The 26,047-nt window shown below is 72.3% G+C and carries 22 protein-coding genes and 1 riboswitch; of the genes, 8 read left to right on the top strand and 14 right to left on the bottom strand.

Annotated features, from left to right (window positions below; translation table 11 throughout):
• Nucleotides 1-79 precede the first annotated feature (79 nt).
• Together ACFYZQ_RS19300 and ACFYZQ_RS19295 are read right to left on the bottom strand one after the other, a co-directional pair.
• The gene (locus ACFYZQ_RS19300) at nucleotides 80-895 is read right to left on the bottom strand and encodes an inositol monophosphatase family protein (protein ID WP_389148794.1); all 816 of its coding nucleotides are present in this window, start codon (nucleotides 893-895) and stop codon (nucleotides 80-82) included.
• Between the two features lie 8 nt (nucleotides 896-903).
• Nucleotides 904-2,031: a ferrochelatase gene (locus ACFYZQ_RS19295; RefSeq protein ID WP_389148791.1), complete on the bottom strand. Its 1,128-nt coding sequence runs from the start codon at nucleotides 2,029-2,031 to the stop codon at nucleotides 904-906.
• 193 nt (nucleotides 2,032-2,224) lie between these two features.
• Here ACFYZQ_RS19295 and ACFYZQ_RS19290 point away from each other — a divergent pair, with 193 nt between their 5' ends.
• The 3 genes from ACFYZQ_RS19290 to sepH all read left to right on the top strand — a co-directional run bounded on the left by ACFYZQ_RS19290 (nucleotide 2,225) and on the right by sepH (nucleotide 6,231).
• On the top strand, nucleotides 2,225-3,463 hold the full coding sequence (locus ACFYZQ_RS19290; RefSeq protein WP_389148788.1) for an MFS transporter: 1,239 nt from the start codon (nucleotides 2,225-2,227) through the stop codon (nucleotides 3,461-3,463).
• Nucleotides 3,423-4,742, top strand: coding sequence for a D-arabinono-1,4-lactone oxidase (locus ACFYZQ_RS19285; RefSeq protein WP_389148785.1), 1,320 nt, complete (start codon nucleotides 3,423-3,425; stop codon nucleotides 4,740-4,742). The genes ACFYZQ_RS19290 and ACFYZQ_RS19285 overlap by 41 nt, the downstream gene beginning before the upstream one ends.
• 454 nt (nucleotides 4,743-5,196) lie before the next feature.
• Nucleotides 5,197-6,231, top strand: coding sequence for a septation protein SepH (gene sepH / locus ACFYZQ_RS19280; protein ID WP_389148783.1), 1,035 nt, complete (start codon nucleotides 5,197-5,199; stop codon nucleotides 6,229-6,231).
• Between the two features lie 95 nt (nucleotides 6,232-6,326).
• On the opposite strand, the gene ACFYZQ_RS19275 is transcribed toward sepH, so the two are convergent.
• The gene (locus ACFYZQ_RS19275) at nucleotides 6,327-7,178 is read right to left on the bottom strand and encodes a sulfurtransferase (RefSeq protein ID WP_389148780.1); all 852 of its coding nucleotides are present in this window, start codon (nucleotides 7,176-7,178) and stop codon (nucleotides 6,327-6,329) included.
• A gap of 144 nt (nucleotides 7,179-7,322) precedes the next feature.
• Between ACFYZQ_RS19275 and ACFYZQ_RS19270 the strand changes: the two genes are divergently transcribed.
• A complete protein-coding gene (locus tag ACFYZQ_RS19270; RefSeq protein ID WP_389148778.1) occupies nucleotides 7,323-8,126 on the top strand; it encodes a VOC family protein in 804 nt (267 codons plus the stop codon).
• Between the two features lie 28 nt (nucleotides 8,127-8,154).
• On the opposite strand, the gene ACFYZQ_RS19265 is transcribed toward ACFYZQ_RS19270, so the two are convergent.
• The 5 genes from ACFYZQ_RS19265 to ACFYZQ_RS19245 all read right to left on the bottom strand — a co-directional run bounded on the left by ACFYZQ_RS19265 (nucleotide 8,155) and on the right by ACFYZQ_RS19245 (nucleotide 13,946).
• Nucleotides 8,155-8,805, bottom strand: coding sequence for a thymidine kinase (locus tag ACFYZQ_RS19265; protein WP_389148775.1), 651 nt, complete (start codon nucleotides 8,803-8,805; stop codon nucleotides 8,155-8,157).
• Between the two features lie 68 nt (nucleotides 8,806-8,873).
• Nucleotides 8,874-10,070, bottom strand: coding sequence for an alkaline phosphatase family protein (locus tag ACFYZQ_RS19260; RefSeq protein WP_389148772.1), 1,197 nt, complete (start codon nucleotides 10,068-10,070; stop codon nucleotides 8,874-8,876).
• A complete protein-coding gene (locus ACFYZQ_RS19255; protein WP_389148769.1) occupies nucleotides 10,070-10,666 on the bottom strand; it encodes a DUF5998 family protein in 597 nt (198 codons plus the stop codon). Before ACFYZQ_RS19255 ends, ACFYZQ_RS19260 begins: the two co-directional genes overlap by 1 nt.
• Nucleotide 10,667: 1 nt before the next feature.
• Nucleotides 10,668-11,084 carry a hypothetical protein gene (locus ACFYZQ_RS19250; protein ID WP_389148766.1) on the bottom strand — a complete coding sequence of 139 codons (417 nt, stop codon included), beginning with the start codon at nucleotides 11,082-11,084 and terminating at the stop codon, nucleotides 10,668-10,670.
• 21 nt (nucleotides 11,085-11,105) lie between these two features.
• A complete protein-coding gene (locus tag ACFYZQ_RS19245; RefSeq protein ID WP_389148763.1) occupies nucleotides 11,106-13,946 on the bottom strand; it encodes a GNAT family N-acetyltransferase in 2,841 nt (946 codons plus the stop codon).
• A 193-nt stretch (nucleotides 13,947-14,139) separates the two neighbouring features.
• Here ACFYZQ_RS19245 and ACFYZQ_RS19240 point away from each other — a divergent pair, with 193 nt between their 5' ends.
• Nucleotides 14,140-14,421 (top strand): HPr family phosphocarrier protein, encoded by a 282-nt coding sequence (locus ACFYZQ_RS19240; RefSeq protein WP_361799811.1) that lies wholly within the window; start codon nucleotides 14,140-14,142, stop codon nucleotides 14,419-14,421.
• Nucleotides 14,422-14,571: 150 nt separating this feature from the next.
• Here ACFYZQ_RS19240 and ACFYZQ_RS19235 read toward each other — a convergent pair whose 3' ends face one another.
• The 4 genes from ACFYZQ_RS19235 to ACFYZQ_RS19220 all read right to left on the bottom strand — a co-directional run bounded on the left by ACFYZQ_RS19235 (nucleotide 14,572) and on the right by ACFYZQ_RS19220 (nucleotide 19,482).
• A complete protein-coding gene (locus tag ACFYZQ_RS19235) occupies nucleotides 14,572-15,267 on the bottom strand; it encodes a GntR family transcriptional regulator (RefSeq protein ID WP_389148760.1) in 696 nt (231 codons plus the stop codon).
• A 223-nt stretch (nucleotides 15,268-15,490) separates the two neighbouring features.
• Entirely contained in the window at nucleotides 15,491-16,261 is a 771-nt protein-coding gene (locus ACFYZQ_RS19230; RefSeq protein WP_389148757.1) for a M23 family metallopeptidase, read from the bottom strand.
• Nucleotides 16,262-16,274: 13 nt separating this feature from the next.
• A riboswitch (cyclic di-AMP (ydaO/yuaA leader) is annotated at nucleotides 16,275-16,436 on the bottom strand.
• A gap of 248 nt (nucleotides 16,437-16,684) precedes the next feature.
• Complete coding sequence (locus ACFYZQ_RS19225; protein WP_389148755.1) at nucleotides 16,685-18,073, bottom strand: M16 family metallopeptidase; 1,389 nt, start codon at nucleotides 18,071-18,073, stop codon at nucleotides 16,685-16,687.
• Nucleotides 18,070-19,482: a M16 family metallopeptidase gene (locus tag ACFYZQ_RS19220; protein WP_389148752.1), complete on the bottom strand. Its 1,413-nt coding sequence runs from the start codon at nucleotides 19,480-19,482 to the stop codon at nucleotides 18,070-18,072. Before ACFYZQ_RS19220 ends, ACFYZQ_RS19225 begins: the two co-directional genes overlap by 4 nt.
• A gap of 332 nt (nucleotides 19,483-19,814) precedes the next feature.
• On the opposite strand from ACFYZQ_RS19220, the gene ACFYZQ_RS19215 reads away from it, so the two are divergent.
• The gene (locus ACFYZQ_RS19215) at nucleotides 19,815-22,274 is read left to right on the top strand and encodes a DNA topoisomerase (ATP-hydrolyzing) subunit A (protein ID WP_389148749.1); all 2,460 of its coding nucleotides are present in this window, start codon (nucleotides 19,815-19,817) and stop codon (nucleotides 22,272-22,274) included.
• Here the strand turns inward: ACFYZQ_RS19215 and ACFYZQ_RS19210 are convergent.
• Nucleotides 22,271-23,338 (bottom strand): CobW family GTP-binding protein, encoded by a 1,068-nt coding sequence (locus ACFYZQ_RS19210; protein WP_389148746.1) that lies wholly within the window; start codon nucleotides 23,336-23,338, stop codon nucleotides 22,271-22,273. The two genes, ACFYZQ_RS19215 and ACFYZQ_RS19210, sit on opposite strands and share 4 nt — an antisense overlap.
• A 338-nt stretch (nucleotides 23,339-23,676) precedes the next feature.
• On the opposite strand from ACFYZQ_RS19210, the gene ACFYZQ_RS19205 reads away from it, so the two are divergent.
• Nucleotides 23,677-24,261: a DUF6082 family protein gene (locus ACFYZQ_RS19205; RefSeq protein WP_389148744.1), complete on the top strand. Its 585-nt coding sequence runs from the start codon at nucleotides 23,677-23,679 to the stop codon at nucleotides 24,259-24,261.
• Between the two features lie 252 nt (nucleotides 24,262-24,513).
• Nucleotides 24,514-24,750 (top strand): hypothetical protein, encoded by a 237-nt coding sequence (locus ACFYZQ_RS19200; RefSeq protein WP_389148741.1) that lies wholly within the window; start codon nucleotides 24,514-24,516, stop codon nucleotides 24,748-24,750.
• A gap of 105 nt (nucleotides 24,751-24,855) precedes the next feature.
• Here the strand turns inward: ACFYZQ_RS19200 and ACFYZQ_RS19195 are convergent, their stop codons facing one another.
• Entirely contained in the window at nucleotides 24,856-26,022 is a 1,167-nt protein-coding gene (locus tag ACFYZQ_RS19195) for a citrate synthase (protein WP_389148738.1), read from the bottom strand.
• Nucleotides 26,023-26,047: the final 25 nt, after the last annotated feature.

The following is a 26,047-nucleotide window of genomic DNA, read 5'->3' as shown; positions in this document are numbered from 1 at the left end:
CGACCCGTACGTCAGCAGGGCCCCGGCGAATCCAGCGCCGGGGCCCTGCTGCGTCCTCAGGTCGGTCACCGGGGGCCGGTCAGTCGTGCCAGGCCCCGAAGTCCTCCAGCAGCCGCTGGAGGGGCTCGAAGACTCCCGGGGTGCCCGCGACCGTGAGATCGCGTGAGGGCCGCTCTCCGGGCCGTCCACCGGTCAGGGCGCCCGCCTGCCGGGCGATCAGGTCGCCCGCGGCCACGTCCCAGGCGTTGAGCCCGCGTTCGTAGTACCCGTCGAGCCTGCCGCAGGCCAGGTCGCACAGGTCGACCGCGGCCGAGCCGCCGCGCCGGATGTCGCGCAGCAGCGGGATCAGCCTCGCGGCCACCTCGGCCTGGTGGGTGCGGACCTCGGTGACGTAGTTGAAGCCGGTGGAGACCAGCGCGTGCTCCAGGGGCGGCGCGGGGCGGCAGGCGAGCGCGCGTTCGCCGTCCCAGGCGCCGGTGGCCCAGGCGCCGCCGCCGCGTACCGCGTGGTACGTCTCGCCGCGCATCGGGGCGGCGACGACCCCGACCACGGTTTCGCCGTCCTGTTCGGCCGCGATGGACACCGACCAGGTGGGGAGCCCGTACAGGTAGTTGACCGTGCCGTCGAGCGGGTCGATCACCCAGCGGACGCCGCTCGTGCCCTCGGTGGCCGCCCCCTCCTCGCCCAGGAAGCCGTCGTCGGGACGGTGGGCCGAGATCAGATCGGTGATCAGCTTCTCGGCCGCGATGTCCATCTCGGTGACGACGTCGATCGGGCTGGACTTGGTCGCGGCGACCGCGAGGTCGGCCGGCCGGCCGTCGCGCAGCAGCTCCCCCGCCCGGCGGGCCGCCTCCTGGGCGAGCTTCAGCAGGTCCGTGTGCAGGCTGTCGGTCACGGGGCTCCTCACGCGTAGGGGCTGTCGGCGCCCGCGGCGGCCGCGCGGGGGGCGCGGGCAGGGCAGCAGCCGACGGGGCAGACGTCATGGCTCGCGCCGAGGGCACCCAGGGCGCACGGCACGACGTCCTGGCCGCGCTCGACGGCGGCACGCTCCAGGATCAGCTCGCGGACCGCGGCGGCGAACCGGGGGTCGGCGCCGACGGTGGCCGAGCGGCGCACGGGCAGGCCCAGTTCCTCCGCCTTCGCCTTGGCCTCGGTGTCGAGGTCGTAGAGGACCTCCATGTGGTCGGAGACGAAGCCGATGGGGACCATGACCACCGCCGGGGCCCCGGCCGCGTGCAGCTCCTCGAGGTGGTCGCAGATGTCGGGCTCCAGCCAGGGGATGTGCGGGGCGCCGGAGCGGGACTGGTAGACGAGCCGCCAGGGGTGGTCGACGCCGGTGCGCTCGCGGACGGCGTCGGCGATCAGCTGGGCCACGTCCAGGTGCTGCTCCATGTACGCGCCGCCCTCGCCGTGGGCCTCGACGGGGCCAGAGGTGTCGGCGGACGCGGTGGGGATGGAATGGGTGGTGAAGGCGAGGTGGGCGCCGGCCCGGACCTCCTCGGGGAGGTCGGCGAGGGACTCGAGCACCCCGTCGATCATGGGCTGGAGGAAGCCGGGGTGGTTGAAGTAGTGCCGCAGCTTGTCGACCCGGGGCAGGTCCACTCCCTCGGCCTCCAGGGTGGCCAGGGAGTCCGCGAGGTTCTCGCGGTACTGGCGGCAGCCCGAGTAGGAGGCGTAGGCGCTGGTGGCGAGCACCAGGACGCGGCGGCGGCCGTCGGCGGCCAGCTCGCGCAGGGTGTCCGTCAGGTACGGGGCCCAGTTGCGGTTGCCCCAGTAGATCGGCAGGTCCAGGCCGTGCCCGGCGAAGTCCTTGCGCAGGGCGTCCAGCAGGGCGCGGTTCTGGTCGTTGATCGGGCTGACCCCGCCGAACAGGAAGTAGTGCTGCCCGACCTCCTTGAGGCGTTCCTTGGGGATGCCGCGCCCGCGGGTCACGTTCTCCAGGAAGGGGACCACGTCGTCCGGGCCTTCCGGGCCGCCGAACGAGAGCAGGAGCAGGGCGTCGTAGGGGGTGGCATCGAGCGCGTCTGGCATGGCTCGATCCTGCCACCCGGCACTGACCGCCCGGAAACAGTGGGGTGAAGAGTCGGGTTCCGGTCGGCTTTCGGCCGGTTTTCCCTCCTGTGGGCCCGGCTGTATTCCCGGATGCATCAGGGTTCGCTTACTCGTAAGCTGTATCGGCCGCGTTCGCGCCTTACGCCTTACGCCCGAAGACCGGAGACCCCCCGTGCCGAGCCCCTATCGCGCCCTGTTCGCCGCCCCCGGCACCAAGGGGTTCTCCGCCGCGGGGTTCGTCGGCCGGATGCCGCTGTCGATGATGGGCATCGGCGTGGTCGCGATGGTCTCCCAGCTCACCGGGCGGTACGGGCTCGCGGGCGCACTGTCGGCCGCCATCGCGCTGTCCGCCGCCGCGATCGGGCCGCAGATATCCCGGCTGGTGGACCAGTACGGCCAGCGCCGGGTGCTGCGCCCGGCCACCCTGGGAGCGCTCGCCGCGTCGGCCGGACTGCTGCTCGCGGCGCACCTCCGGTGGCCGGACTGGGTGCTGTTCGTGTGCGCCGCCGGCATCGGCTGCGTACCGAGCCTGGGCGCGATGATCCGGGCCCGCTGGGCGGCGCTGTACCGGGGCACCGAGAAGCTGCACACCGCTTACTCGTTCGAGTCGGTGGTGGACGAGGTCTGCTTCATCTTCGGGCCGATCATCTCCATCGGCCTGTCCACGGCGTGGTTCCCGGAGGCGGGCCCGCTGCTGGCCGCCTGCTTCCTGGCGGCCGGTGTCTTCTGGCTGACCGCCCAGCGCGCCACGGAGCCCGCGCCGCACCCGCGCGAGCACCACGGTGGCGGTACGGCGCTGCGCTCGGCCGGCCTGCGGGTGCTGGTGGCGACGTTCGTCGCGACCGGGGCGATCTTCGGGGCGGTCGACGTGGCCACCGTCGCCTTCGCCGACGAGCGCGGGCACAAGGGCGCGGCCAGTGTGGTCCTCGCGCTGTACGCGGCGGGTTCCTGCGCGGCCGGAGTGGTCTTCGGGCTGCTGCGCCCGGCGGGGGCGCCGGAACGCCGGTGGCTGCTGGGCGTGTGTGCGATGTCCGTGAGTATGATCCCCCTCCTACTGGTCGGAAACTTGTCGCTTCTGGCCGTGGCGCTGTTCGTTGCGGGTCTGTCCATCGCGCCGACGATGATCACGACGATGTCCCTCATCGAAGAGCACGTACCTCGCGCGCAGCTCACCGAGGGCATGACCTGGGTGAGCACCGGCCTGGCGGTCGGGGTCGCGCTCGGCTCCTCCGTGGCCGGCTGGGTGATCGACGCAGCCGGGGCGCGCGCCGGGTACGGGGTTCCGGCGGTGTCCGGGGCCGTCGCGGTCGCGGTCGGTTTCCTCGGGTACCGCCGGCTCAGCAGGCCGGCTCCGGGTCGGGGAGGCACCCTTGAGCACCACAGCGAGCGGGCAGAGCGGCACCTGGCGTAACTGGGGAGGCAACGTCGTCGCCCGTCCCGCGCGGGAGGTGACGCCCGCCTCGGTGGAGGAACTGGCCGCGGCGGTACGGCAGGCCGCCGAGGACGGCCTGAAGGTGAAGGCCGTCGGCACCGGGCACTCCTTCACGGCCATCGCGGCCACCGACGGCGTGTTGATACGGCCTCAACTGCTGACCGGTATCCGCGCCATCGACCGGGACGCCATGACGGTCACCGTCGAGGCCGGCACCCCGCTGAAGAGGCTCAACCTCGCCCTGGCCCGCGAGGGCCTGTCGCTGACCAACATGGGCGACATCATGGAGCAGACGGTCTCCGGGGCGACCAGCACCGGCACGCACGGCACCGGCCGCGAGTCGGCCTCGATCGCCGCCCAGATCAGGGGACTCGAGCTGGTCACGGCCGACGGGTCGGTGCTCACCTGCTCGGAGAAGGAGAATCCGGAGGTCTTCGCGGCCGCCCGCATCGGCCTGGGCGCCCTGGGCATCGTCACCGCGATCACCTTCGCAGTCGAACCCCTCTTCCTGCTCACGGCCCGTGAGGAACCGATGCCCTTCGACCGGGTCCTCTCCGAGTTCGACCAACTCTGGGCCGAGAACGAACACTTCGAGTTCTACTGGTTCCCGCACACCGGCAACACCAACACCAAGCGGAACAACCGCAGCGCCGGACCGGAGAAGCCGGTCGGGCAGCTGACCGGCTGGTTCGAGGACGAGTTCCTCTCCAACGGCGTCTTCCAGGTGGCCAACTGGGTCGGCCGCGCGGCGCCGGCGACCATCCCGGCCATCGCCCGGATCTCCAGCCGGGCGCTGTCCGCCCGGACCTACACGGACATCCCGTACAAGGTCTTCACCTCGCCCCGCCGGGTGCGGTTCGTGGAGATGGAGTACGCCGTCCCGCGCGAGGCGCTGGGCGACACGCTGCGGGAACTCAAGGCGATGGTCGACCGCTCGAACCTCAGGGTCAGCTTCCCGGTCGAGGTGCGCACCGCCCCGGCCGATGACATCACCCTGTCCACCGCCTCCGGGCGGGACAGCGCCTATGTCGCCGTCCACATGTTCAAGGGCACCCCCTACCAGGCGTACTTCACCGCCGCCGAGCGCATCTTCACCGCGCACGAGGGACGGCCGCACTGGGGCAAGGTGCACACGCGGGACACCGCGTACTTCGCCGAGGCCTACCCCCGGTTCGCCGAGTTCACGGCCCTTCGGGACCGGCTGGACCCGGACCGGCGGTTCCAGAACGACTACCTGCGGCGGGTGCTGGGGGCGTAAGGCCCCCGCCGGCCGGGGGAAGAGCGCCCATCGGCCAGGGGGGAAAAGACAGAAGGGTCCGCTTCCGAGGGCCGCGTGAGGTACGCCACGTCCAAGATCGCGGAAAGCGCTTGCGGACGGCCGGGGCGGGACCCTCGACAGAAGTTCGGCGGCGCGCCCATCCACGCACATGGTCCAAATGGAGTACTGTTGCGAGCCCTGGGTATCGGTCTCCCGCCAGGGTGTCCGGAGCCTTGCAGGAGCGCCGGGAGGGGGCTAGTTGCACAGGGTGACGGAGTTGGTCACTTAGCGTTGCGAACAGGTAACCGTGCCATAACGGCGTTCCAGGGCCCGCGCCCGACACGCCGGGCAACTCGGCAAGGTTGTGGCAGGCTGCACCCGGGCAGGCCACACTCGACTAGCGGAAGCAGCGACGCACGTGACGTCGGCAGCAGGCACCACCCGGGAGGTCCCCATGCCCGAACTGCGTGTCGTGGCCGTCTCGAATGACGGCACACGGCTGGTGCTGAAGGCTGCCGACGCAACGGAGTACACACTTCCGATCGACGAACGGCTGCGCGCCGCCGTGCGCGGCGACCGGCCCCGCCTCGGTCAGATCGAGATCGAGGTGGAGAGCCATCTCCGCCCCCGTGACATCCAGGCGCGGATACGAGCGGGCGCGACCGCGGAAGAGGTCGCGCAACTCGCTGGCATCCCCGTCGACCGGGTGCGGCGCTTCGAGGGCCCGGTACTGGCCGAGCGCGCCTTCATGGCCGAGCGGGCACGCAAGACCCCGGTCCGGCGGCCCGGCGAGAACTCCGGTCCGCTGCTCGGCGAGGCCGTCCAGGAACGCCTGTTGCTGCGCGGCGCCGAGAAGGACACCGTGCAGTGGGACTCCTGGCGCCGCGACGACGGCACCTGGGAGGTCATGCTGGTCTACCGGGTCGCGGGCGAGCCGCACTCGGCGAGCTGGACGTACGACCCGCCCCGGCGGCTCGTCCAGGCCGTCGACGACGAGGCGCGTTCCCTGATCGGGGAGTCCGACGACCTCGGCGCGCCCGAGCCGAGCTTCCCGTTCGTGCCGCGCATCGCCCGCCTGCCGCGCGAGCGCACCCTGGGCGCCCTGGACCGGGACCGGCCCACCCTGCCCTCGCAGTCGCCCGAGCCGGCCGAGGAGAGCACGGGCGAACGCGACTCGCTGACCAGCCTCCTGGAGGCGGTGCCCAGCTTCCGGGGCGACCTGGTGGTCCCGGAGCTGCCTGCGGCGGAGTCCTCCGAGGAGCCCCCGGACACCGAACCGGAGGCGGAGGAACCCCCCGCCCCGGCAGCCTCGGCGGGTTCCGCCTACGCCGACGTCCTCATGCCCCGCTCGGTCACGAGCCACCGGGACCGCCTGATCGGCGCCACCGACCGGCAGGCCGAGGCCGACGGGGTCCGCCCCGGCCGCCGGGCCGCGGTGCCGAGCTGGGACGAGATCGTGTTCGGGACCCGGCGCAAGAAGCAGGAGTAGCGGCCGTACCGGAGTTCGGCCGTACCGGTGCAACGGCCGTACAGGCCGTCGCACATGAGGGGGCTTCCGGGCGGGAAGCCCCCTTTCGTGTGCCGCTATTCGGGCTCCGGCCCCGTCGCCACCGGCCGGGACGGGTCGGAGGACCACTCGGACCAGGAGCCCACGTACAACGCGGCCGGGATACCCGCGACCGCGAGGGCCAGCACCTCGTGCGCCGCCGAGACGCCCGAGCCGCAGTACACGCCGACCTCGGTGCCCTCCGACGCTCCGAGGTTCTTGAACCGCGCCCGCAGTGCGTCGGCGGGCAGGAACCGGCCGTCCGCCGTCACGTTCTCGGTCGTCGGCGCGGACACGGCGCCCGGGATGTGCCCGCCGACCCGGTCGATGGGCTCGACATCCCCCCGGTACCGCTCCGCCGCCCGTGCGTCGAGGAGTACGCCGGAGCGGGCGAGCGCGGCGGCGGCGTCCGCGTCGAGCAGTCCCCCGGCGGCCGGCACGGGCTCGAAGTCGCCCGGCGCCGGGGCGGGTACGTCCGTCGACAGCGGTCCCTCCCAGGCCGGCAACCCGCCGTCGAGAACCCTCACGTCCGGGTGGCCCGTCCAGCGCAACAGCCACCACGCCCGCGCGGCCGCCCAGCCCTGCCCGCCGTCGTACACGACCACCGGCCGGCCCGACGACACACCCGCCCTGCGCATCGCGGCGCCGAACCCGGCGATGTCGGGCAGCGGATGACGGCCCCGCTCCCCCGGCGCCGCGGCGAGTTCCCGGTCCAGGTCGACGAACACGGCACCGGGCAGGTGACCGGCCGCGTACTCGGCCCGCCCGTCGAAGACCGGTTCTCCGGCCGCCCTGGCCAGGCTGAGCTGCCAGCGGACGTCGAGCAGCACCGGCGGGTTGGCTCCGGTCAAGTCGTGCGCGAGCTCCGTCGCGATGATGATGGCGTTCATGGCGTCCATCCTTTCAGGGGTGGCCGCGTCGTCCAGGTCCGGCTAATCTGCTCCGCCGGACAGGTTCGATCACCGAACGTACGGGGTCGGGCACGTGGTGTACATCCGATGAACACCACGTGAGGGGCCGGGGAGAGAGTGACGATGACCGAGGCACGGGGACCGTTCGGCCCGAGAGGCGGCACGCACGGTCGGCGCGCGCCCGGCACACCCTGCTGGGTGAGTCTCATGGTGCACGGGCTGACCGCGACCGAGAGGTTCTACGGGGGGCTCTTCGGCTGGAAGTTCGAACCGGGCCCCCAGCAGCTCGGACCCTATTCCTGGGCGCTGCTCGACGGCCACCGCGTGGGGGGCATCGGCCAGCTGGCGCCGGACCTCCATCTGCCCATCGCCTGGACGCCGCACTTCGCCACGGACGACGTCGACCGGACGGCGGAAACGGTACGGCTGTGCGGCGGCACCGTGGGCGTGGGCCCCGTGGAGGCCCGCGGCACCGGGCGGCTCGTGATCGGCTCCGACACCTCGGGGGCCGTGTTCGGCGTCTGGCAGGGAGTACCGGGCACCGGAACCGCCGTCATCGGCGTCCACGGCACGCCCGCCTGGACCGAACTGCTCACCTTCGAGACCGCGAGCGTCACCAAGTTCTACAAGGCGCTGTTCGGTTACGAGGAGGAGCAGGTGGTCTGCGCCGGCGTGGACTACGTGACCCTGCGTCTGGACGGCGTCCCGGTCGCCGGCGTGCACGGCGTCGGCCACTCCCTGCCCCGGGACCGGGGCTCGCACTGGCTGACGTACTTCCAGGTCGAGGACGCGGACGACGCGCTGCGGCGGGTGGCCGAGCTGGGCGGACGGGTGCTCGAACCCGCCCATGACAGCGCGCACGGCCGGGTGGCGAAGGTGGCGGACCCGGAGGGCGCGCTGTTCGCGGTCGTCCAGGACCCGCGCTGAGAGTCCGCGCGGGGCGCGCGGGGGCCGCTCAGGGGGTGGAGACCGGCAGGACGTCCGGGGACAGGGCGGCCGCGCGTGCCGACGCCGCCGTCATCCGGCGACGGTGGTGGCGGCGGCACAGCACCTCGTAACCGATCTCGTCGGCCGACTGGTTGACGTCGCCGACGACCACCTGGGCGCCCTCGACCACCATGACACCGCCCACCGTACGGGCGTTGTGGGTGGCCCGGGCGCCGCACCAGCACAGCGCCTCCACCTGGAGCACCTCGACCCGGTCGGCGAGTTCCACCAGCCGCTGGGAGCCGGGGAACAGTTTGGAACGGAAGTCGGTGGTGATGCCGAAGGCGTACACGTCGATGTCCAGGTCGTCGACCACGCGCGCGAGCTGGTCGATCTGCTCCGGCGCCAGGAACTGCGCCTCGTCCGCGATCACGTAGTCCGCGCGGCCGCCGTGCGAGAGGTGGTCGACGAGGTACACGTACAGGTCCTGCCCGTCCTCGACCTCGACCGCGTCGGTGACCAGGCCAAGCCGGGAGGACAGCTTGCCCTCGCCGGCCCGGTCGTCACGGGTGAAGATCATTCCGGCGAGACCGCGCGCGGAGCGGTTGTGCTCGATCTGGAGAGCCAGGGTCGACTTCCCGCAGTCCATCGTTCCGGAGAAGAACACCAGCTCGGGCATGGGGGATTGAGCACCTTTCGGCGGAGGCTGCGGGGACCGCGGGTGGGCGCGGACCGGCGGACGATTCTTCAGGAGCGTACTTCGAGCAGGGGGACCAACTGCTCGGCAGGGGTCATGGAGCCGTGGTTGCCGACCATCGACGACTCCTTCGGCTCGCGTTCGGAGGCGATGAGCAGCACGTCGTCGTACGCCGCCGCGACCACGTCGCCGATGCGCGCGCGCACCCGGTCGTCGATGTGCGCCCCGAACCAGCCCGCCGCGACGGCCTCGTCCCGCGAAGCCACCCAGAACTGCTCGCCGAGCACCTCGCGCCAGACGGTCAGGACGTCGCCCTCGGCGCCCGGCACCGCGTACACATGGCGGGCCCGCCCCTCGCCGCCGAGCAGGGCGACCCCGGCGCGCAGCTCCCAGTCCTCGTCGAAGTCGATGCGGTGCTGCTCGTCGAACGGGATGTCGACCATGCCGTGGTCGGCGGTGACGTAGAGCGCGCTGCGCGGGGGAAGTTGCTCGGCCAGGCGCTGGACCAGCCGGTCGACGTACATCAGCTGGCCGCGCCAGGTGTCGGAGGCGATGCCGTAGCGGTGCCCGGCGCCGTCCAGTTCGGCGTAGTACGTGTAGACCAAGGAGCGGTCGGCGGCGGCCAGCTGCTCGGCCGCGAGGTCCATCCGCTCCTCACCGGTCAGCCGTCCGAGGAAGGTGCCTCCGCTCAGCGCGACCTGGGTCAGCGGGGTGTTCTCGAAGACGGGGGACGACACCTGGGCGGCGTGCACACCCGCCTCGTGGGCCAGCTGGAAGACGGTGGGGTACGGCTGCCACGCGGCGGGCGGTGTCCACGGGTTCCAGCGGAGCTGGTTCATCAGCTCGCCGGTCGCCGGGTTGCGGACCGTGTAACCGGGCAGGCCGTGCGCGCCCGGCGGCAGACCGGTGCCGACCGAGGCCAGGGAGGTGGCGGTGGTCGCCGGGTAACCGGCGGTGATCGGGCGGCCGGTGCCCCCGCGGGAGCTGCCCAGCAGCGAGGTCAGGAAGGGGGCCTCGTCCGGGTGGGCCTTGATCTGCTCCCAGCCGAGGCCGTCGATCAGGAACACGCAGTTGCGGTCGGCGGGAGTCAGTTCCGTGATCGCCGCGGTCATGCCGGGTACGGACATCCCGGCGGCCAGGGTGGGCAGCAGGTCGGCGAGCGACCCGGTGCCGTACTCGGGCAGCGGGGCGGAGGCGAGGGAGAGCGGTTCCGGGTGGTCCCAGGCCGCGGCCGTGGACTGGGTCATCAGCGGCTGACGTCCGCGGTCGCCTCGGAGACGGCCTGCGCGAAGGCGAGCGCCTGACGCACCGTCTCCGGGCCGTCCCCGGCCTCGCTGACGCGCAGGCTGAGATCGTCCGCCGTGGAGCTGCCCGTGTAGCCGTGGTCCGCCTCGCAGTTGGGGTCGCCGCAGGCGGCGGGTTCGAGGTCGATGCGGGAGACGGCGCCCCAGCCGATGGTCAGCACGACCTCGCGGGGCAGGGTGCCCGGCTTGTACTGCTCCGGGTTGGCGACCACACGGCTGACCACGACCGACGAGATCCGGCCGAGCTTCACCGACTCGGTGGACGTCGTGGCGTACGGGGTCGGAGAGGTGTTGTCGGCGGCCTGCTCGTCGGTGTGGCTGACGATGAAGCGGTTGCCGGTGAGGACCAGCACGGTGACGTGCCGCCGCACTTCGTTCTGGTCGAAGGTGGTCTCCTGGTGGACCAGGTACGACCGGATGGGCTCGCCGCCCACGGCGGCCTCCACCGCCTCGGCCACGAGGGCCGGGTAGTAGCCGCTGCGCTCGATCGCCGCGCGCAGCCCCTGGGTCGTCGTACTGGTCTTGGCCATGACGTCCATCCTAATCCGTGGGCAGGGGCGGTCCGGGCCAGTCGGGGACAGCCGTGCCGGGGCCCGCGGCGGTGGTCGGGTACCCGACCACCAGCCCCGGCACGACGTCGAGCCGCTCGGCCGCGATCAGGCAGGAGACGGGCTCGGTGCCGCCGGCGTCGGCCTCGAAGGCGACCACCACGGACGGCGTCCCGCCGAGGAACCCCCGGAGCCTTGCCGTCTCGGCGGCGGTGGGGGCGCGGAACTCGGGGTCCTGGAAGGCGAGCGGGCAGGACACGAACGCCGGGCCTGTGAAGACCAGCTCCAGGCCATGGTGGTACGAGAGGTCGTACCCGGCGGCCAGCCGCAGCCGGCCCGCGTCCCAGGCGATCACCTCCCAGTCCCACCAGCTTCCCTCGGGCAGTGTCCGGCCGACGGCGATCTCCATGTGCCCTGCGTCCTTCCCGGCTCAGTAGACCGGCAGGGTCCGCGGGCCGAGGTCGTCCCGGGCGGGCGGGGGCGCGAGGCGTACGGAGGCGCTCAGGACGCTCACACCCCGCTGGGCGACCACGACGGGCTCCAGGGTGACCGCGACGACCTCGGGGTGGTCGTCGACCAGGCGGGACACGCGCTGCAGCAGTTCCTCCAGGGCCGGGGTGTCGACGGGGGTCGAGCCGCGCCAGCCGAACAGCAGCGGCGCCGTCCGGATCGACCGCACCAGGGAGGTCGCGTCCCGGTCGGTCACCGGGACCAGCCGGTGCGCCATGTCGCCGAGCAACTGGGAGGCGGCTCCGGCGAGCCCGAAGGAGAGCACCGCCCCGGCCGCGGGGTCGATCACGGCCCGTACGACGGTGTCGACGCCCCGCGGTGCCATCGTCTGCACCACCGGCCGCAGCTCGTCGGGGCCGCCGAACAGCCCCGTCAACTCGGCGAACGCCCAGCGCAGTTGCTCCTCGTCCGCCAGGTCGAGGCGTACGCCGCCCAGGTCGGCGCGGTGCCTGAGGTGCGGGGCGGTGGCCTTCAGCGCCACGGGGTAGCCGAGGGTGCGCGCGGCTTCGGCGGCGGCGTCCGGGTCGGGGGCGGGCAGCGCGCGGTGCACCCGGATGCCGTACCTGCCGAGGAGCTCGCAGGTCTCCTCCGCGCCGAGGGTGAGGCCCTGCCCGCGTGCGAGCAGCCCGTCGATCAGCCGGGCCGCCCCCTTCTCGTCGATGTCCTCGTACTCGGGCACCTTCCCCGGGTCGACGGCTTCCGTGCGCCACTGCGCGTACTTCACGGCCTCGGCGAGGGCACGGACGGCCCGCTCGGCGGCGGGGTAGGCGGGGATGAGGCGGGAGCAGTTCTGCTCGGTGACCGCGGCCGGTGCGGGCCGACGTACCTCCGCCGCCGCGGGCGGTCGTCCGGCGGGCCGGTGGGGGTCTTCCCGCTCGGGTGCGGCCGGTGCCGTACTGGCCGCCGCCGACAACGCCTCCGCGAGGCCCCCGAGCTCCACGTGCACGACGAGCACCGGCTTCCCCGGTACGCCGGCGGCAGCCGACCGAAGTGCCTGGGCCAGCTCCGCGTCCCCGGGCGACGCCTCCCTGATGGCCGGTATCGCGGTCACCACGACCGCGTCGCACGTGTCGTCGGCCAGCGCCTCGGACAACGCCCTGTGGAAGTCCTCCGCCGAGGCCTCCGTCGTCAGATCGAGCGGCCGCGAGGGCCGCAGTCCCTCCGCGAGGCACTGGTCGTACGTCAGCAGGCCCAGCGACTCCGAGTTCCCGAGGATCGCCACCCGCGGTCCCGGGGGCAGCGGTTGCCGGGCGAGCAGCAGCCCCGCGTCGACCAGCTCGGTGATCGTGTCGACCCGGATCACCCCGGCCTGCCTGAGCAGCGCGGACACGGTCGCGTGCGGCAGCCGGGTGGCCCGTACCGCATGCCCCTGCGGAGCGGAGCCGGCGCCCTGGACCACCACCAGCGGCTTGGCCGCGGCGGTCCGCCGGGCCAGCCGGTTGAACTTGCGGGGGTTGCCGATGGACTCCAGGTACATGAGGACGACGTCGGTGTCCGGGTCGTCGTACCAGTACTGCAGGACGTCGTTGCCGGAGACGTCCGCGCGGTTGCCGGACGACACGAAGGTGGACACGCCCGTGACACCGGTGACGCCTCCGCCGCGCCGGTGCAGCCGGGACAGCAGCGCGATACCGATGGCACCCGACTGGGCGAACAGCCCGATGCGGCCGGGGCGCGGCATCTCGGGGGCGAGGGAGGCGTTGAGCCGGACGTCCGGCGAGGTGTTGATGATCCCGAAGGCGTTCGGACCGATGATCCGCATGCCGTACGTGCGGGCCTGCCGGACGAGTGCGCGCTGCCGTTCGCGCCCGTCGGGCCCGGCCTCCGCGTACCCGGCGGAGAGCACGACGAGGCCCTGCACACCGTGCTCGCCGCACTCCGCGACCACCTCGGGCACGTGTTCGGCGGGCACGGCCACGACCGCCAGGTCCACGGGGCCGTCGACGTCCCGCACCGAGCGGTACGCGGGCACGCCGTCGACCTCCTTGAGGTCCTCGGGGAAGGCCCGGTTCACGGCGTACAGGTGTCCGGTGTAGCCGGCGGCCCGGAGGTTGCCGAGCACTCCGCGCCCCACTCCCCCGGGCGTGCGCCCGGCACCGACCACGGCGACCGCCCCGGGCACCAGCAGCCGCCGGACCGAGCGCGCCTCGGCGCGCTGCTCCCGCGCGTACTGGACGGCGAGCGAGCGGTCGGTGGGTTCGAGGTCGAACTCCAGGCGTACGACGCCGTCTTCGAAGCTGCGTTTCTGGGTGTACCCGGCGTCCGTGAACACCTTGATCATCTTGGTGTTGGCGGGGAGCACCTCGGCGGCGAAGCGGCGGATACCGCGCTCGCGCGCGACGGCCCCGATGTGTTCCAGCAGGGCGGAGGCGACCCCGCGGCCCTGGTGCGCGTCCTGCACCAGGAAGGCGACCTCGGCCTCGTCGGAGGGCGCGGAGGCGGGCATGCCGTCGGCGTCGATGCGGTCATAGCGTACGGTGGCGATGAACTCGCCGCCGACCGTGGCCGCGAGTCCCACCCGGTCCACAAAGTCGTGGTGCGTGAAGCGGTGGACGTCCTTGGCGGACAGGCGCGGGTACGGAGCGAAGAAGCGGTAGTACTTCGACTCGTCCGAGACCTGTTCGTAGAAGCTGACCAGCCGGTCGGCGTCATCGACGGTGATGGGCCGGATGCGCGCGGTGCCGCCGTCGCGCAGCACCACGTCCGCCTCCCAGTGGGCGGGGTACTCGTGCCGGTCCTGCCGGTCCGCCGGGGTCTGCATGGGCCCCAGAGTACGGCTCGCGTCCGACAACGGCGCGAGGCAGTCTGTGGAGGACGGCGTCGGATCGAGGCCGCGATCCGACGCCGGCTCCGGACGGGACGAAGCACCGTCCGGGGATGCTTCGTGAATATGGGAAACTGGTCTAGACAACAGAGCGGTCTAGGCAACACCGAGAACTGAAGGGCAGCAACACATGGCTGAGCGCCGCGTCAACGTCGGCTGGGCCGAGGGCCTCCACGCCCGCCCCGCCTCCATCTTCGTCCGAGCCGCCACGGCCGCAGGCGTGCCGGTGACGATCGCCAAGACCGGCGGCACTCCGGTCAACGCGGCCTCCATGCTGGCCGTCCTCGGCCTCGGCGCCCAGGGCGGCGAGGAGATCGTCCTCGCCTCCGACGCCGAGGGTGCGGACGCCGCCCTGGACCGTCTGGCGAAGCTGGTCTCCGAGGGGCTCGAGGAGCTGCCCGAGACCGTCTGAGCCCCGGACCGCACAGAACGGCGGAGCCGCGTCGCCCCTTTCGGGCGGCGCGGCTCCGCCGTTTCTCCGGGAATTCCGGAGCGCACCACGAATTCGGGCAGGGGGAAATACACCTCGCCGAATTACCCTTCTTTGTATACGGCGCCCGTGTTAATGCCGCAGGCTCGACATGTTTACGGCTTGTTGCGAAGTCCTCACACGTTCCGGGCGGTCGGCGGTACCCGGGAAACGCAGCCGGTGGGCGGCCGTCGCCCGCTCGGTGTGCAGCGCCGTGATCGCCCGCGCGCGCTCGCCGTCGCCGCGCGCCACCGCGTCCACGATGGCGCCGTGCTCCGCCCAGGACTCCACCGGGTCGGCGGGTGCCTCCACCGCGTACATCCAGGCGATCTTGTGCCGCAGCTGGGTGAGCACGGAGGTCAGTGCGTGGCTGCCGGACGCCTGGGCGAGCGTCTCGTGGAACCAGCCGCCCAGGGAGCGCAGATCCTCGCTGCTGCCCCTGCGGGCCCGCTCCTGCCCCAGTCTCACCAGGCCGCGCAGCACCTTGAGGTGGGCCTCCGTGCGCCGCTGGGCGGCGCGGGCGGCGCCGAGCGGCTCCATCAGCACGCGCATCTCCAGCAGGTCGGCGGCCTCCTGCTCGGTCGGTTCGGCGACGCACGCGCCCGCGTGCCGCCGGGTCACCACGAAGCCCTCGGCCTCCAGGGTGCGCAGGGCCTCGCGGACGGGGACGCGCGAGACGCCGTAGCGGCGGGCGAGGAGTTCCTCGGTGAGCCGGCCGCCGCGCTCGTAGACACCGGCCACGATGTCGTCCCGGATCGCCGTGCATACCGAGTGCGCCGGAATACGCATACCGACCTCCGCCAATAATCCCCGTGAAACGCCGCCGATTGGCGCCCGTTCCGTGACTCTATTGCAATGGGCGGGAATTTCCGACGGCGGGTCGGAATCCATGGAGTTTTTTTGGACAGCGGAGGCCTGCACGGAGGCGCGGAAACCACGAAAGCCCCGGCTGTGGGGCCGGGGCTTCGGGTGGGGGGTGGAGCTTGGGGGATCTTGGGGGGGCGATCCCGGGTCAGACGTTCACGCCGTGCTTGCGGAGGTAGGCGATGGGGTCGACGTCCGAACCGTAGTCGGGGCCGGTGCGGGCCTCGAAGTGGAGGTGCGGCCCGGTGGTGTTGCCGGTCGAGCCGGACAGACCGATCTGCTGGCCCGGGGTGACCTTCTGGCCGACCGAGACACCGATGGACGACAGATGGCCGTACTGGGTGTACATGCCGTCGGCCATCTTGATCACGATCTCGTTGCCGTACGCCCCGCCCCAGCCGGTGGACACCACGGTGCCGGAGCCGACCGCGTGGACGGCGGTGCCGCTCGCGGCGTGGAAGTCGATACCGGTGTGCGAGCCGGACGACCACAGGGAGCTGCTGGCCTGGTAGCCGGTGGAGACGTACGAGCCGGTGATCGGCGCGACGAACGCGTTCAGCCGCTTGCGCTCGGCCGCACGGGCCGCCCGCGCCTTGGCCTCCTGGGCCGCCTCGCGCGCCTTCTGCGCCTGCTCGGCGGCCTTCTTGCGCGCGGCCTCCTCGGCCGCCTTCCGCTCGGCGGCCTCCTTCTGGGCGTCGGCCTGGGCGTCGATCTGCTGGGGCACCGAGTCGCTGATGGTGATGACCGGGGTGAGGGCGGTCTGCTCGGGTGCGGGCGCGGGCTCGGCGGCGAGCGCCGGAGCGGCGAGGGTGCCGATGGCGCCCGTGGTGGCGAGGGCCGCGACGCCCGCGGCGCGGGCGGTGGTGCGGTGCATCCGGCTGGGACGGCGGTGCTTCCCGGTGGCGCGGGTGAACGCCATGAAGTGGCTGGTCCTTTCCTTCCTTCTCGCCTACCGGGTTAGCTGACGGGTTCGGAGCAGGAAGGTCTCCTACGGGCCCCCTCGCGGTGTGCGCGGGCGTCCGATTCACCCCAAGGGACGGTGGGTCCCCGGCTCCCCTGGCTCGCGCCGTACGGGGACTCGGCGATGACTGTCCGGTGCCGCGGATGCGGCGCGATGCCTGACGAACAGCCCGGATGACGCTAAGCGGCGCACCTTTCAATCCTCAAACGCAACACGGTTTTTGTAGCGCATCCCACAGGGCAGACAGGCAACCTCTGCCCCAATTCGGACATCCTGCAGAGACTTCGGAAACACCGCGGGACCCTGGCGATCCATCGGTCACCAGGGCCCCACGCGCGCGTGCCGCTGTCGCACGGCTGCCGGGCTTGCCGGCCTTGCCGGTTACTCGGCGGCCACGACGGAGACCTCGCCGACGCCGAGCGCCTCGACCGGCTCCTTGATCTGTGCCGCGTCTCCGACCAGGACCGTCACCAGCCGGTCCACCGGGAAGGCGTTGACGACCGCCGCGGTGGCCTCCACCGTGCCGGTCGCGGCGAGCTGCCGGTACAGCGTCGCCTGGAAGTCGTCGGGCAGGTGCTGCTCGACCTGGTCGGCCAGCGTGCTCGCCACGGCGGCCGCCGTCTCGTACTTCAGCGGCGCCACCCCGACGAGGTTCTGCACGGCCACGTCGCGCTCCGCGTCGGTGAGCCCCTCCGCGGCGAGCGTGCGCAGCACCGTCCACAGGTCCTGCAGCGCGGGACCGGTGTTCGGGGTGTCCACCGAGCCGCTGATGGCGAGCATCGAGGCGCCCTCGCCCTCGGGGCCGGACCTCAGGACCTGGCCGAACGCGCGCACGCCGTAGGTGTAGCCCTTCTCCTCGCGCAGCACACGGTCCAGGCGGGAGGTGAGGGTGCCGCCGAGGCAGTAGGTGCCGAGCACCTGGGCGGGCCACACCCGGTCGTGCCGGTCGGGGCCGACACGGCCGATGAGCAGCTGGGTCTGGACGGCGCCCGGACGGTCGACGATGACGACGCGTCCGGTGTCGTCGGCGGTCACCGGCGGCACCGGGCGGGGCTGGGCCAAGGAGCCCTGCCAGACGCCCAGGGTCTCGCCGAGCAGCGCGTCCAGATCGATGCCGGTCAGGTCACCGACCACCACGGCGGTGGCGGTGGCGGGCCGCACGTGCCGGTCGTAGAAGGCGCGGACGGCCGCCGAGTCGATCTTGGCGACGGTGTCCTCGGTGCCCTGGCGCGGCCGGGACATGCGCGAGGTCGCCGGGAAGAGCTGCCGCGACAGCTCCTTGGCGGCGCGGCGGGAGGGGTTGGCCAGCTCGTGCGGGATCTCGTCGAGGCGGTTGCGCACCAGCCGCTCGACCTCGCCGTCGGCGAACGCGGGCGCCCTGAGCGCGTCGGCCAGCAGCCCGAGCCCCTTGGCCAGGCGGGAGGCCGGGACCTCCAGGCTGAGGCGGACGCCGGGGTGGTCGGCGTGCGCGTCGAGCGTGGCGCCCGCCCGCTCGAGCTCGGCGGCGAACTCCTCGGCCGAGTGCTTGTCGGTGCCCTCGGAGAAGGCCCGGGCCATGATCGTGGCGACGCCGTCCAGGCCGGCCGGCTCGGCGTCCAGGGGCGCGTCCAGGAGCACCTCGACGGCGACGACCTGCTGGCCGGGGCGGTGGCAGCGCAGGACGGTCAGGCCGTTGTCGAGCGCGCCGCGCTCGGGGGCCGGGAACGCCCACGGCCTGGCCTCGCCCGCCTGGGGCTGCGGGTGGAACTCCATAGCGGCGAGCTCGCTCACTTGCCGGCCTCCTCGTTCGCGTTCTGGTCGGCGTCCGCTTCCACGGTGGCCTCGGACTCCGGGTCCTCGGGTACGTCCACGTCCTCGGTCTCCTCGGCGGCCTCCGCGGAGACCGGCTCGTAGACGAGCACCGCGCGGTTGTCGGGGCGCAGGCGGGCCTTGGCGACCTCCTGGACCTCCTCGGGGGTCACCTCGAGGACACGCTGGACGGCCGTGAGGGCGAGCTGCGGGTCGCCGAAGAGGACCGCGTACCGGCACAGTTCGTCGGCGCGGCCAGCGACCGTGCCCAGCCGGTCCAGCCACTCGCGCTCCAACTGGGCCTGGGCGCGCTCCATCTCCTCGGGCGTGGGGCCCTCTTCGGCGAACCGGGCGAGCTCCTCGTCGATCGCGCTCTCGATGACCGGCACCTCGACGTCGCCGGAGGTCTTCACGTCCAGCCACCCCAGGGAGGGCGCCCCGGCCAGCCGCAGCAGCCCGAACCCGGCCGTGACCGCCGTGCGGTCCCGTCGTACGAGCCGGTTGTAGAGGCGGGAGGACTCGCCGCCGCCGAGGACGGTGAGCGCCAGGTCGGCCGCGTCGCACGCGCGCGTACCGTCGTGCGGGAGCCGGTAGGCGGCCATCAGGGCGCGCGCCGGGACCTCCTCCACGACGACCTCACGCAGCTGCTCGCCGATGACCTCCGGCAGCGAGCCGTCGCGCGGCTGGGGCTTGCCGTCGTGGGAGGGGATGGAGCCGAAGTACCGCTCGATCCAGGCGAGGGTCTGCTGGGGGTCGATGTCCCCGACGACGGAGAGGACGGCGTTGTTCGGCGCGTAGTAGGTGCGGAAGAACGCGCGCGCGTCCTCCAGCGTCGCCGCGTCCAGGTCCGCCATGGAGCCGATCGGCGTGTGGTGGTACGGGTGGCCTTCGGGATAGGCCAGGGCGGTCAGCTTCTCGAACGCGGTGCCGTACGGGACGTTGTCGTAGCGCTGCCGGCGCTCGTTCTTGACGACGTCCCGCTGGTTCTCCATGGACTCGTCGTCGAGGGCGGTCAGCAGCGAGCCCATGCGGTCGGCCTCCAGCCAGAGCGCGAGCTCGAGCTGGTGGGCGGGCATGGTCTCGAAGTAGTTGGTGCGTTCGAAACTGGTGGTGCCGTTCAGCGAGCCGCCGGCGCCCTGCACCAGTTCGAAGTGACCGTTGCCCTTCACCTGCCCGGAGCCCTGGAACATCAGGTGCTCGAAGAGGTGAGCCAGACCGGTACGTCCCTTGACCTCGTGGCGGGAGCCGACGTCGTACCAGAGGCAGACCGCCGCGACGGGGGTCAGGTGGTCCTCGGAGAGCACCACGCGCAGACCGTTGGCCAGCCGGTGCTCGGTCGCTGTCAGGCCCCCGGAGCCTGCCTCGGCCGTGGTCGTGTGACCCATGGGCATGTACGTCCCTTCGCTCGCGGAGGCGGTCGTGAAACCGCGGTGTTCCTGCCGGTCCTGCCACCATATGCAAGCGTGCGCACGCCGGGCGAAGTTCCCGCGAGACGTACGCCGACAGCGGATCGCGTAGCCTGCGGGCAGCCCTGCCGCGGACGGGGCCTGTCCGGTACTCCCCCGGTGGCCGGACCGGACCGCCCGGCACCGGGTCACGGCCCGCGCTGTCAGTGCCGCGGTCCACAATGGTCAGCGTCATATCCCGTCAATCGCTTCAGCAAGAGCGAGCCGAAGGGTGAGCGACCCGTAGGCGAGCGACCAGAAAAGAGGAGCCGGCAGCGATGGCCCGCCGCAGCACGAAGACCCCGCCGCCCGACGACTCGTACGAGGAGAGGATCCTCGACATCGACGTCGTGGACGAGATGCGTGGCTCCTACCTCGAGTACGCGTACTCGGTCATCTACTCGCGTGCCCTGCCGGACGCCCGCGACGGACTCAAGCCCGTGCACCGCCGCATCGTCTACCAGATGAACGAGATGGGCCTGCGTCCCGAGCGCGGGTACGTGAAGTGCGCCCGCGTCGTCGGCGACGTCATGGGCAAGCTCCACCCGCACGGCGACGCGTCGATCTACGACGCGCTGGTGCGCATGGCGCAGCCCTTCTCCATGCGCGTGCCCCTGGTGGACGGCCACGGCAACTTCGGCTCGCTGGGCAACGACGACCCGCCGGCCGCCATGCGGTACACCGAGTGCCGGATGGCCGCGGCGACCAGCCTGATGACCGAGTCGATCGACGAGGACACGGTCGACTTCGTCCCCAACTACGACGGCCAGGAGCGGGAGCCGCTCGCCCTCCCCGCCGCCTTCCCGAACCTGCTGGTCAACGGCGCCTCCGGGATCGCGGTCGGCATGGCCACCAACATGCCGCCGCACAACCTGCGCGAGGTCGTCGCGGCCGCCCGCCATCTGATCAGGCACCCGAACGCCGACCTCGACGCCCTGATGCGGCACGTCCCGGGCCCCGACCTGCCCACCGGCGGCCGGATCGTCGGCCTGGACGGCGTCCGGGACGCGTACGAGACGGGCCGCGGCACCTTCAAGATCCGCGCCACGGTGGCGGTGGAGACCGTCACCGCGCGCCGCAAGGGCCTGGTCGTGACGGAGCTGCCCTTCACCGTCGGCCCGGAGAAGGTGATCGCCAAGATCAAGGACCTGGTCGGTTCGAAGAAGCTGCAGGGCATCGCCGACGTCAAGGACCTCACCGACCGCGAGCACGGCCTGCGCCTGGTCATCGAGATCAAGAACGGCTTCGTCCCGGAGGCCGTCCTGGAGCAGCTGTACAAGCTGACGCCGATGGAGGAGTCCTTCGGTATCAACAACGTCTGCCTGGTCGACGGCCAGCCGCTCACCCTGGGCCTGAAGGAGCTGCTGGAGGTCTACCTCGACCACCGCTTCGACGTCGTGCGGCGGCGCAGCGAGTTCCGCCGCGGCAAGCGCCGCGACCGCCTGCACCTGGTGGAGGGCCTGCTCACGGCCCTGGTTGACATCGACGAGGTCATCCGGCTGATCCGCTCCAGCGAGAACTCCGCGCAGGCGAAGGAGCGCCTGATGGAGCACTTCTCGCTGAGCGAGGTCCAGACCCAGTACATCCTGGACACACCGCTGCGGCGCCTGACCAGGTACGACCGCATCGAGCTGGAGGCGGAGAAGGACCGGCTGGGCGCGGAGATCGAGGAGCTGACCCGGATCCTGGAGTCGGACGCCGAGCTGCGCAAGCTGGTCTCGACCGAACTGGCGGCGGTGGCCAAGAAGTTCGGCACCGACCGGCGCACGGTCCTGCTGCAGTCCGCGGGCACCCCGGTGGCGACGGTCCCGCTGCAGGTGGCGGACGACCCGTGCCGGGTGCTGCTGTCCTCGACGGGTCTGTTGGCCCGTACGGCGAACAGCGAGCCCTTCGCCGAGGACGCCGACGCCCGGCGCGCCAAGCACGACGTGATCGTCTCGGCGGTCCCGGCCACCGCGCGCGGTGAGGTGGGCGCGGTGACGTCGGCCGGCCGGCTGCTGCGGATCAACGTGGTCGACCTGCCGCAACTGCCCGACACGGCGACGGTGCCGAACCTGTCCGGGGGCGCTCCGCTGGCGGAGTTCGTCTCCCTGGAGGACGACGAGACGGTGGTGTGCCTGACCACGCTGGACGAGTCGTCCCCTGGCCTCGCGCTGGGCACGGCGCAGGGTGTGGTCAAGCGCGTGGTGCCCGACTATCCGTCCAACAAGGAGGAGTTGGAGGTCATCACGCTGCGGGACGGGGACCGGATCGTCGGCGCGGTGGAGCTGCGCACCGGCGAGGAGGACCTGGTGTTCGTGACAGACGACGCTCAGCTACTGCGCTTCCAGGCGTCCATCGTCCGACCGCAGGGCCGTCCGGCCGGTGGCATGGCGGGCATCAAGCTCGCCGAGGGCGCCAAGGTGATCTCCTTCACCGCCGTCGACCCGGCGGTGGACGCGGTGGTCTTCACGGTGGCGGGCTCGCGCGGCACGCTGGACGACTCCGTGCAGACCACGGCCAAGCTCACCCCGTTCGACCAGTACCCGCGCAAGGGCCGGGCCACCGGCGGCGTGCGCTGCCAGCGGTTCCTGAAGGGCGAGGACTGCCTGTCCCTCGCGTGGGCGGGACCGGCCCCCGCGCGGGCGGCACAGAAGGACGGCACCCCGGTCGAGCTCCCGGAGCCGGACCCGCGCCGGGACGGTTCGGGTGTCTCGCTGCCGAAGACGGTGTCGGTGGTGGCGGGAGCGGTGATCTAGGCCGGCGGGTCCTCGGGGGCCTTCGGGCCCTCGGGGTCGGGTACGTAGCGCAGGATGCCCCACATGGCGTGCTCGTCGGCGTGCGGGGCGTCGTTCCCGCACGCCTCGAGTTCCTTGCGGAGGGTGGGCGCGTCGATGCCGCTGCCGATGAGGACGAGCTGGGTCAGGCGGGCGTCGGCGGGGCTCCAGGGCTCCGGGTAGAACCGCAGGAAGCGGCCTACGGCGTGCACGGCGTAGCGGTTGCGGGTGTCGTACGGGCCGAAGTCGACGTACCCCTTGATCCGGTAGAGCCCCTCGGGCCGGCTGTCGAGGAAGGCCATCAGCCGGCGTGGGTCGAGGGGGAGTTCGCTGACGAAGGACAGGCTGTCGTACCCGGTGTGCAGATGACCGGTGTGGTCGTCGCCGTCCTCGTGGGCGTGCAGGTCGTCGAAGGACAGCTGGCCCACGCGTTCCTCGCTCGGCCGGCAGTCGAAGAGGAACCCGGGGTCGATGCGGCCGTAGGTGGCGGGGACGGCGGCTGCGCGGTCGGTGAGGGAGCGCACCAGGCCGAGGACGTGCTCGCCGTCCGCGGCCCGGTCGAGCTTGTTGACCACCACGAGATCGGCGAGGGAGAGATGCCGGTCGATCCCGGGGTGCTTCGCGCGCGTGTCGTCGAACTCCGCGGCGTCGACGACCTCGACCAGCCCGCCGTAGACGATCCCGGGATGCTCGCTGGCCAGCACCATCCGGACGAGTTCCTGGGGTTCGGCGAGTCCGCTGGCCTCGATGACGATGACGTCGATGCCGGTGGCGGGGCCCGCGAGCCGCTCCAGGTAGACGTCGAGTTCGCTCGCGTCGACGGCACAGCACAGGCATCCGTTGCCGAGCGAGACGGTGGAGTCGCCGAGCGCTCCCGCGACCGCCATGGCGTCGATCTCGATGGCCCCGAAGTCGTTGACGATCGCCCCGATGCGGCTGCCTCCGCTGTGGTGCAGGAGGTGGTTGAGGAGCGTGGTCTTCCCGGAGCCGAGGAAACCGGCGAGTACGACGACCGGGATCTGCTGCGGACTGCGGCTGTGCTCCAACGTGCGGCCTCTCTCACGCGGACGCGCGCACCGGCTCACGGCCCGGCGCACGGTACGGGGACGGAATGCCGACCCAGGATACGAGTGGTCGGAAACACCGCGAAGTGAACGATTGTCAGCAGGTTCCGCGGGGCAGACGTCGGGCATGGCGCCGAGGTGTGCGACCCCACTTCCCTCCGTGCGCCGCCTCTCCGCCTCCCCGCCGATCAGAGCCGCTCGGCACTCTGGGAGACGGCAAGCGCCGCCCACCGCTCGCCGGTCCCCTCCAGTCGACCCAGTCCCGGCAGTCGACCCGCATCCCGACGACCGGCGTACGGCTGCCTGATTCGGGGGTTGACATGGCCACACAGAGGACTGGGATACGGAGGCTCGGCTGCGCCGCGGCCGCGGCCCTCGCGCTTTCGGTCACCGGAACCGTGGCTTCCTTCCTGGCACACCGCCGGGCCGTCGAGGCACTCGTCCGCGCGCACACCGAGCTGCTGCGGCGCCTGGACGCCCTGGAGGAGCAGCGCCGACGGGCCGGGTGGCGCATGGACCTCGTCGAGTACCAGCGCGATCACCGGCAGCTTCTGCGGGCGGCGATGGAGGACCAGGAACTGCTCCTCGTGCTGGACACCTATGAGGCCGACCTCTCCCCGCAGGCCCAGAAGCAGTACCTGTTCGCCAACGCCCTCTACGTGCACGCGCTGAACGGCTACCGCACGGGACTGCTGACCCGTGGTGAGCTGCGTGGGCACATCCGCATGCTCTTCCAGAACCCCGTCATGCGCGCCTACTGGGAAGCCACCCGGCCGCACCGGGCGAGCCTGCGGGACGACTCCGAGGAAGCCGAGATCGGCCGGATGGTGGACGAGTTGCTGCTGGAGCTGGACGAGGCGGACACGGACGAGTGGTGGGTCGTGGGCGACTCCCCCGCGGACTGACACGTCGGGGCCCACGTCGCTCAGGACCGTATGGTGTCAGCGCCGGGTCAGCGCGATGCACCCATGTCACTCGCCCAGGCTACGAGTCTGGCCCCACGCGCGATCTCGTCAGGCTAGGTTGTGCGTCGCCTGCACTGGAGCACACCCGCCGTCGCAGCAGGCCCGACCGCTGCCGCCCCCGGGGCCCACCCCTCTCCGGGCGGCCGGCAGGAGGCCAGCAATTGACCGACCCAAGCAAGGACCGGGATCGACTTGAAGATCGTGCGCCGCATTGGTACCTCACCTCGTGAGAGAGGGAGCGTGACCGGGCAGTCCTGCCCGGACATCTTTGAACTGCAGGACGGGAACTTCGCCGTGATCGGGACGGACCGCACGGCGGCGTTGGACGCCGAGTTGCCCGCCGACGCCGCTCGTGCCGATTACGAGCGGATCGTGGTGATCAGCCGCGACACCCTCGTCCGCGCGAAAGCGGACATCCCCGACGCGTAGCAGCACGGCGACCGGGGAGCCCGATCACCACGACACCCGGTGACTTGGGCGAGCGACGGGTGGCGGGCAGAGGTCTCCCCGGGGGCAGCTCTTGTCGCTCGGACCTCAGGCCACCGTCGGCACCGCGACGGGCGCCCGGGGTCCGACGTACCGGGCCGCCGGACGGATGATTTTCGAGTCCGCCGCCTGTTCCAGGACGTTGGCGCTCCAGCCCACCACCCGGCCGGCCGCGAAGGTGGGCGTGAACATCTCGCGCGGCAGCCCGCACAGTTCCATGACCACGCCCGCGTAGAACTCGACGTTCGTGTGGAGTTCACGCCCGGGCTTCAGCTCGGCGAGGATCGCCTCGACCCTGCGCTCGACCTCGACGGCGAAGTCGACGCGCGGCCCGCCGAAGCCCAGGGCGATGTCGCGCAGCATCCGCGAACGGGGGTCCTCCGTGCGGTAGACAGCGTGCCCGAAGCCCATGACGCGGTCCCCCGCGAGGACCCGCTCCCGGATCCAGGGGTCGATCCGGTCCGGCGTCCCGATCGCGTCCAGAGCGTCTAGGGCACGGCTCGGCGCACCCCCGTGCAGCGGCCCCGACAGCGCTCCGACGGCACCCACCAGGCAGGCCGCCACATCCGCGCCGGTCGACGCGATGACCCTGGCCGTGAAGGTTGACGCGTTGAAGCCGTGATCAATGGTTGAGATCAAGTACTGCTCGATCGCGCGGGCCCGCCGCGGGTCCGGTTCCGAACCCGTCAGCATGTAGAGGTAGTTCGCCGCATAGGAGAGGTCCTCCCGCGGGTCCACCGGCTCCAGCCCCCGTCCGAGCCGGTGGAGGGCCGTGAGCAGGGTGGGCACGGCCGCGCAGGCGGTGACGGTGTCCGCGCGACGCTGGTCGGCGTCAATGTCGTACACCGGGCGGAACCCCTTCGCCGCGCCGAGGAGCGACAGTGCCGTGCGCACCCCGGCCAGCGGACCGGAGGCGCGGCTCGCCGCCGCAAGAGCGGGCAGCGCCGTGCGCACCTCGTCGGGCAGCCGGCGCAGCACCGCGGTCTCGGCGGCGAAGGCGGCGCCGCGCCCGGCGTCCGGCAGTTCGCCGTGGACCAGGAGATGCCAGACGTCCTCGAATCCGCGCGTCCGAGCGAGGTCGACGGCGGAGTACTGGCGGTAGTTGTAGAAGCCCTCAAGCCCCCGCACGTCACCGATCCGGGTGTCGGTGACGACGACGCCCGCGAGTCCACGCGGCACGTCGACGACGGTGGCTGCGGCCCTGTTGTCGGACATGTCTCTTCCTCCCTGGTCTTGATCC

Source organism: Streptomyces sp. NPDC001843, assembly GCF_042891955.1.
GTDB lineage: Bacteria > Actinomycetota > Actinomycetes > Streptomycetales > Streptomycetaceae > Streptomyces.
Note: the sequence above shows the minus strand (reverse complement) of the source record. Positions and strands in the feature narration are given on the sequence as shown.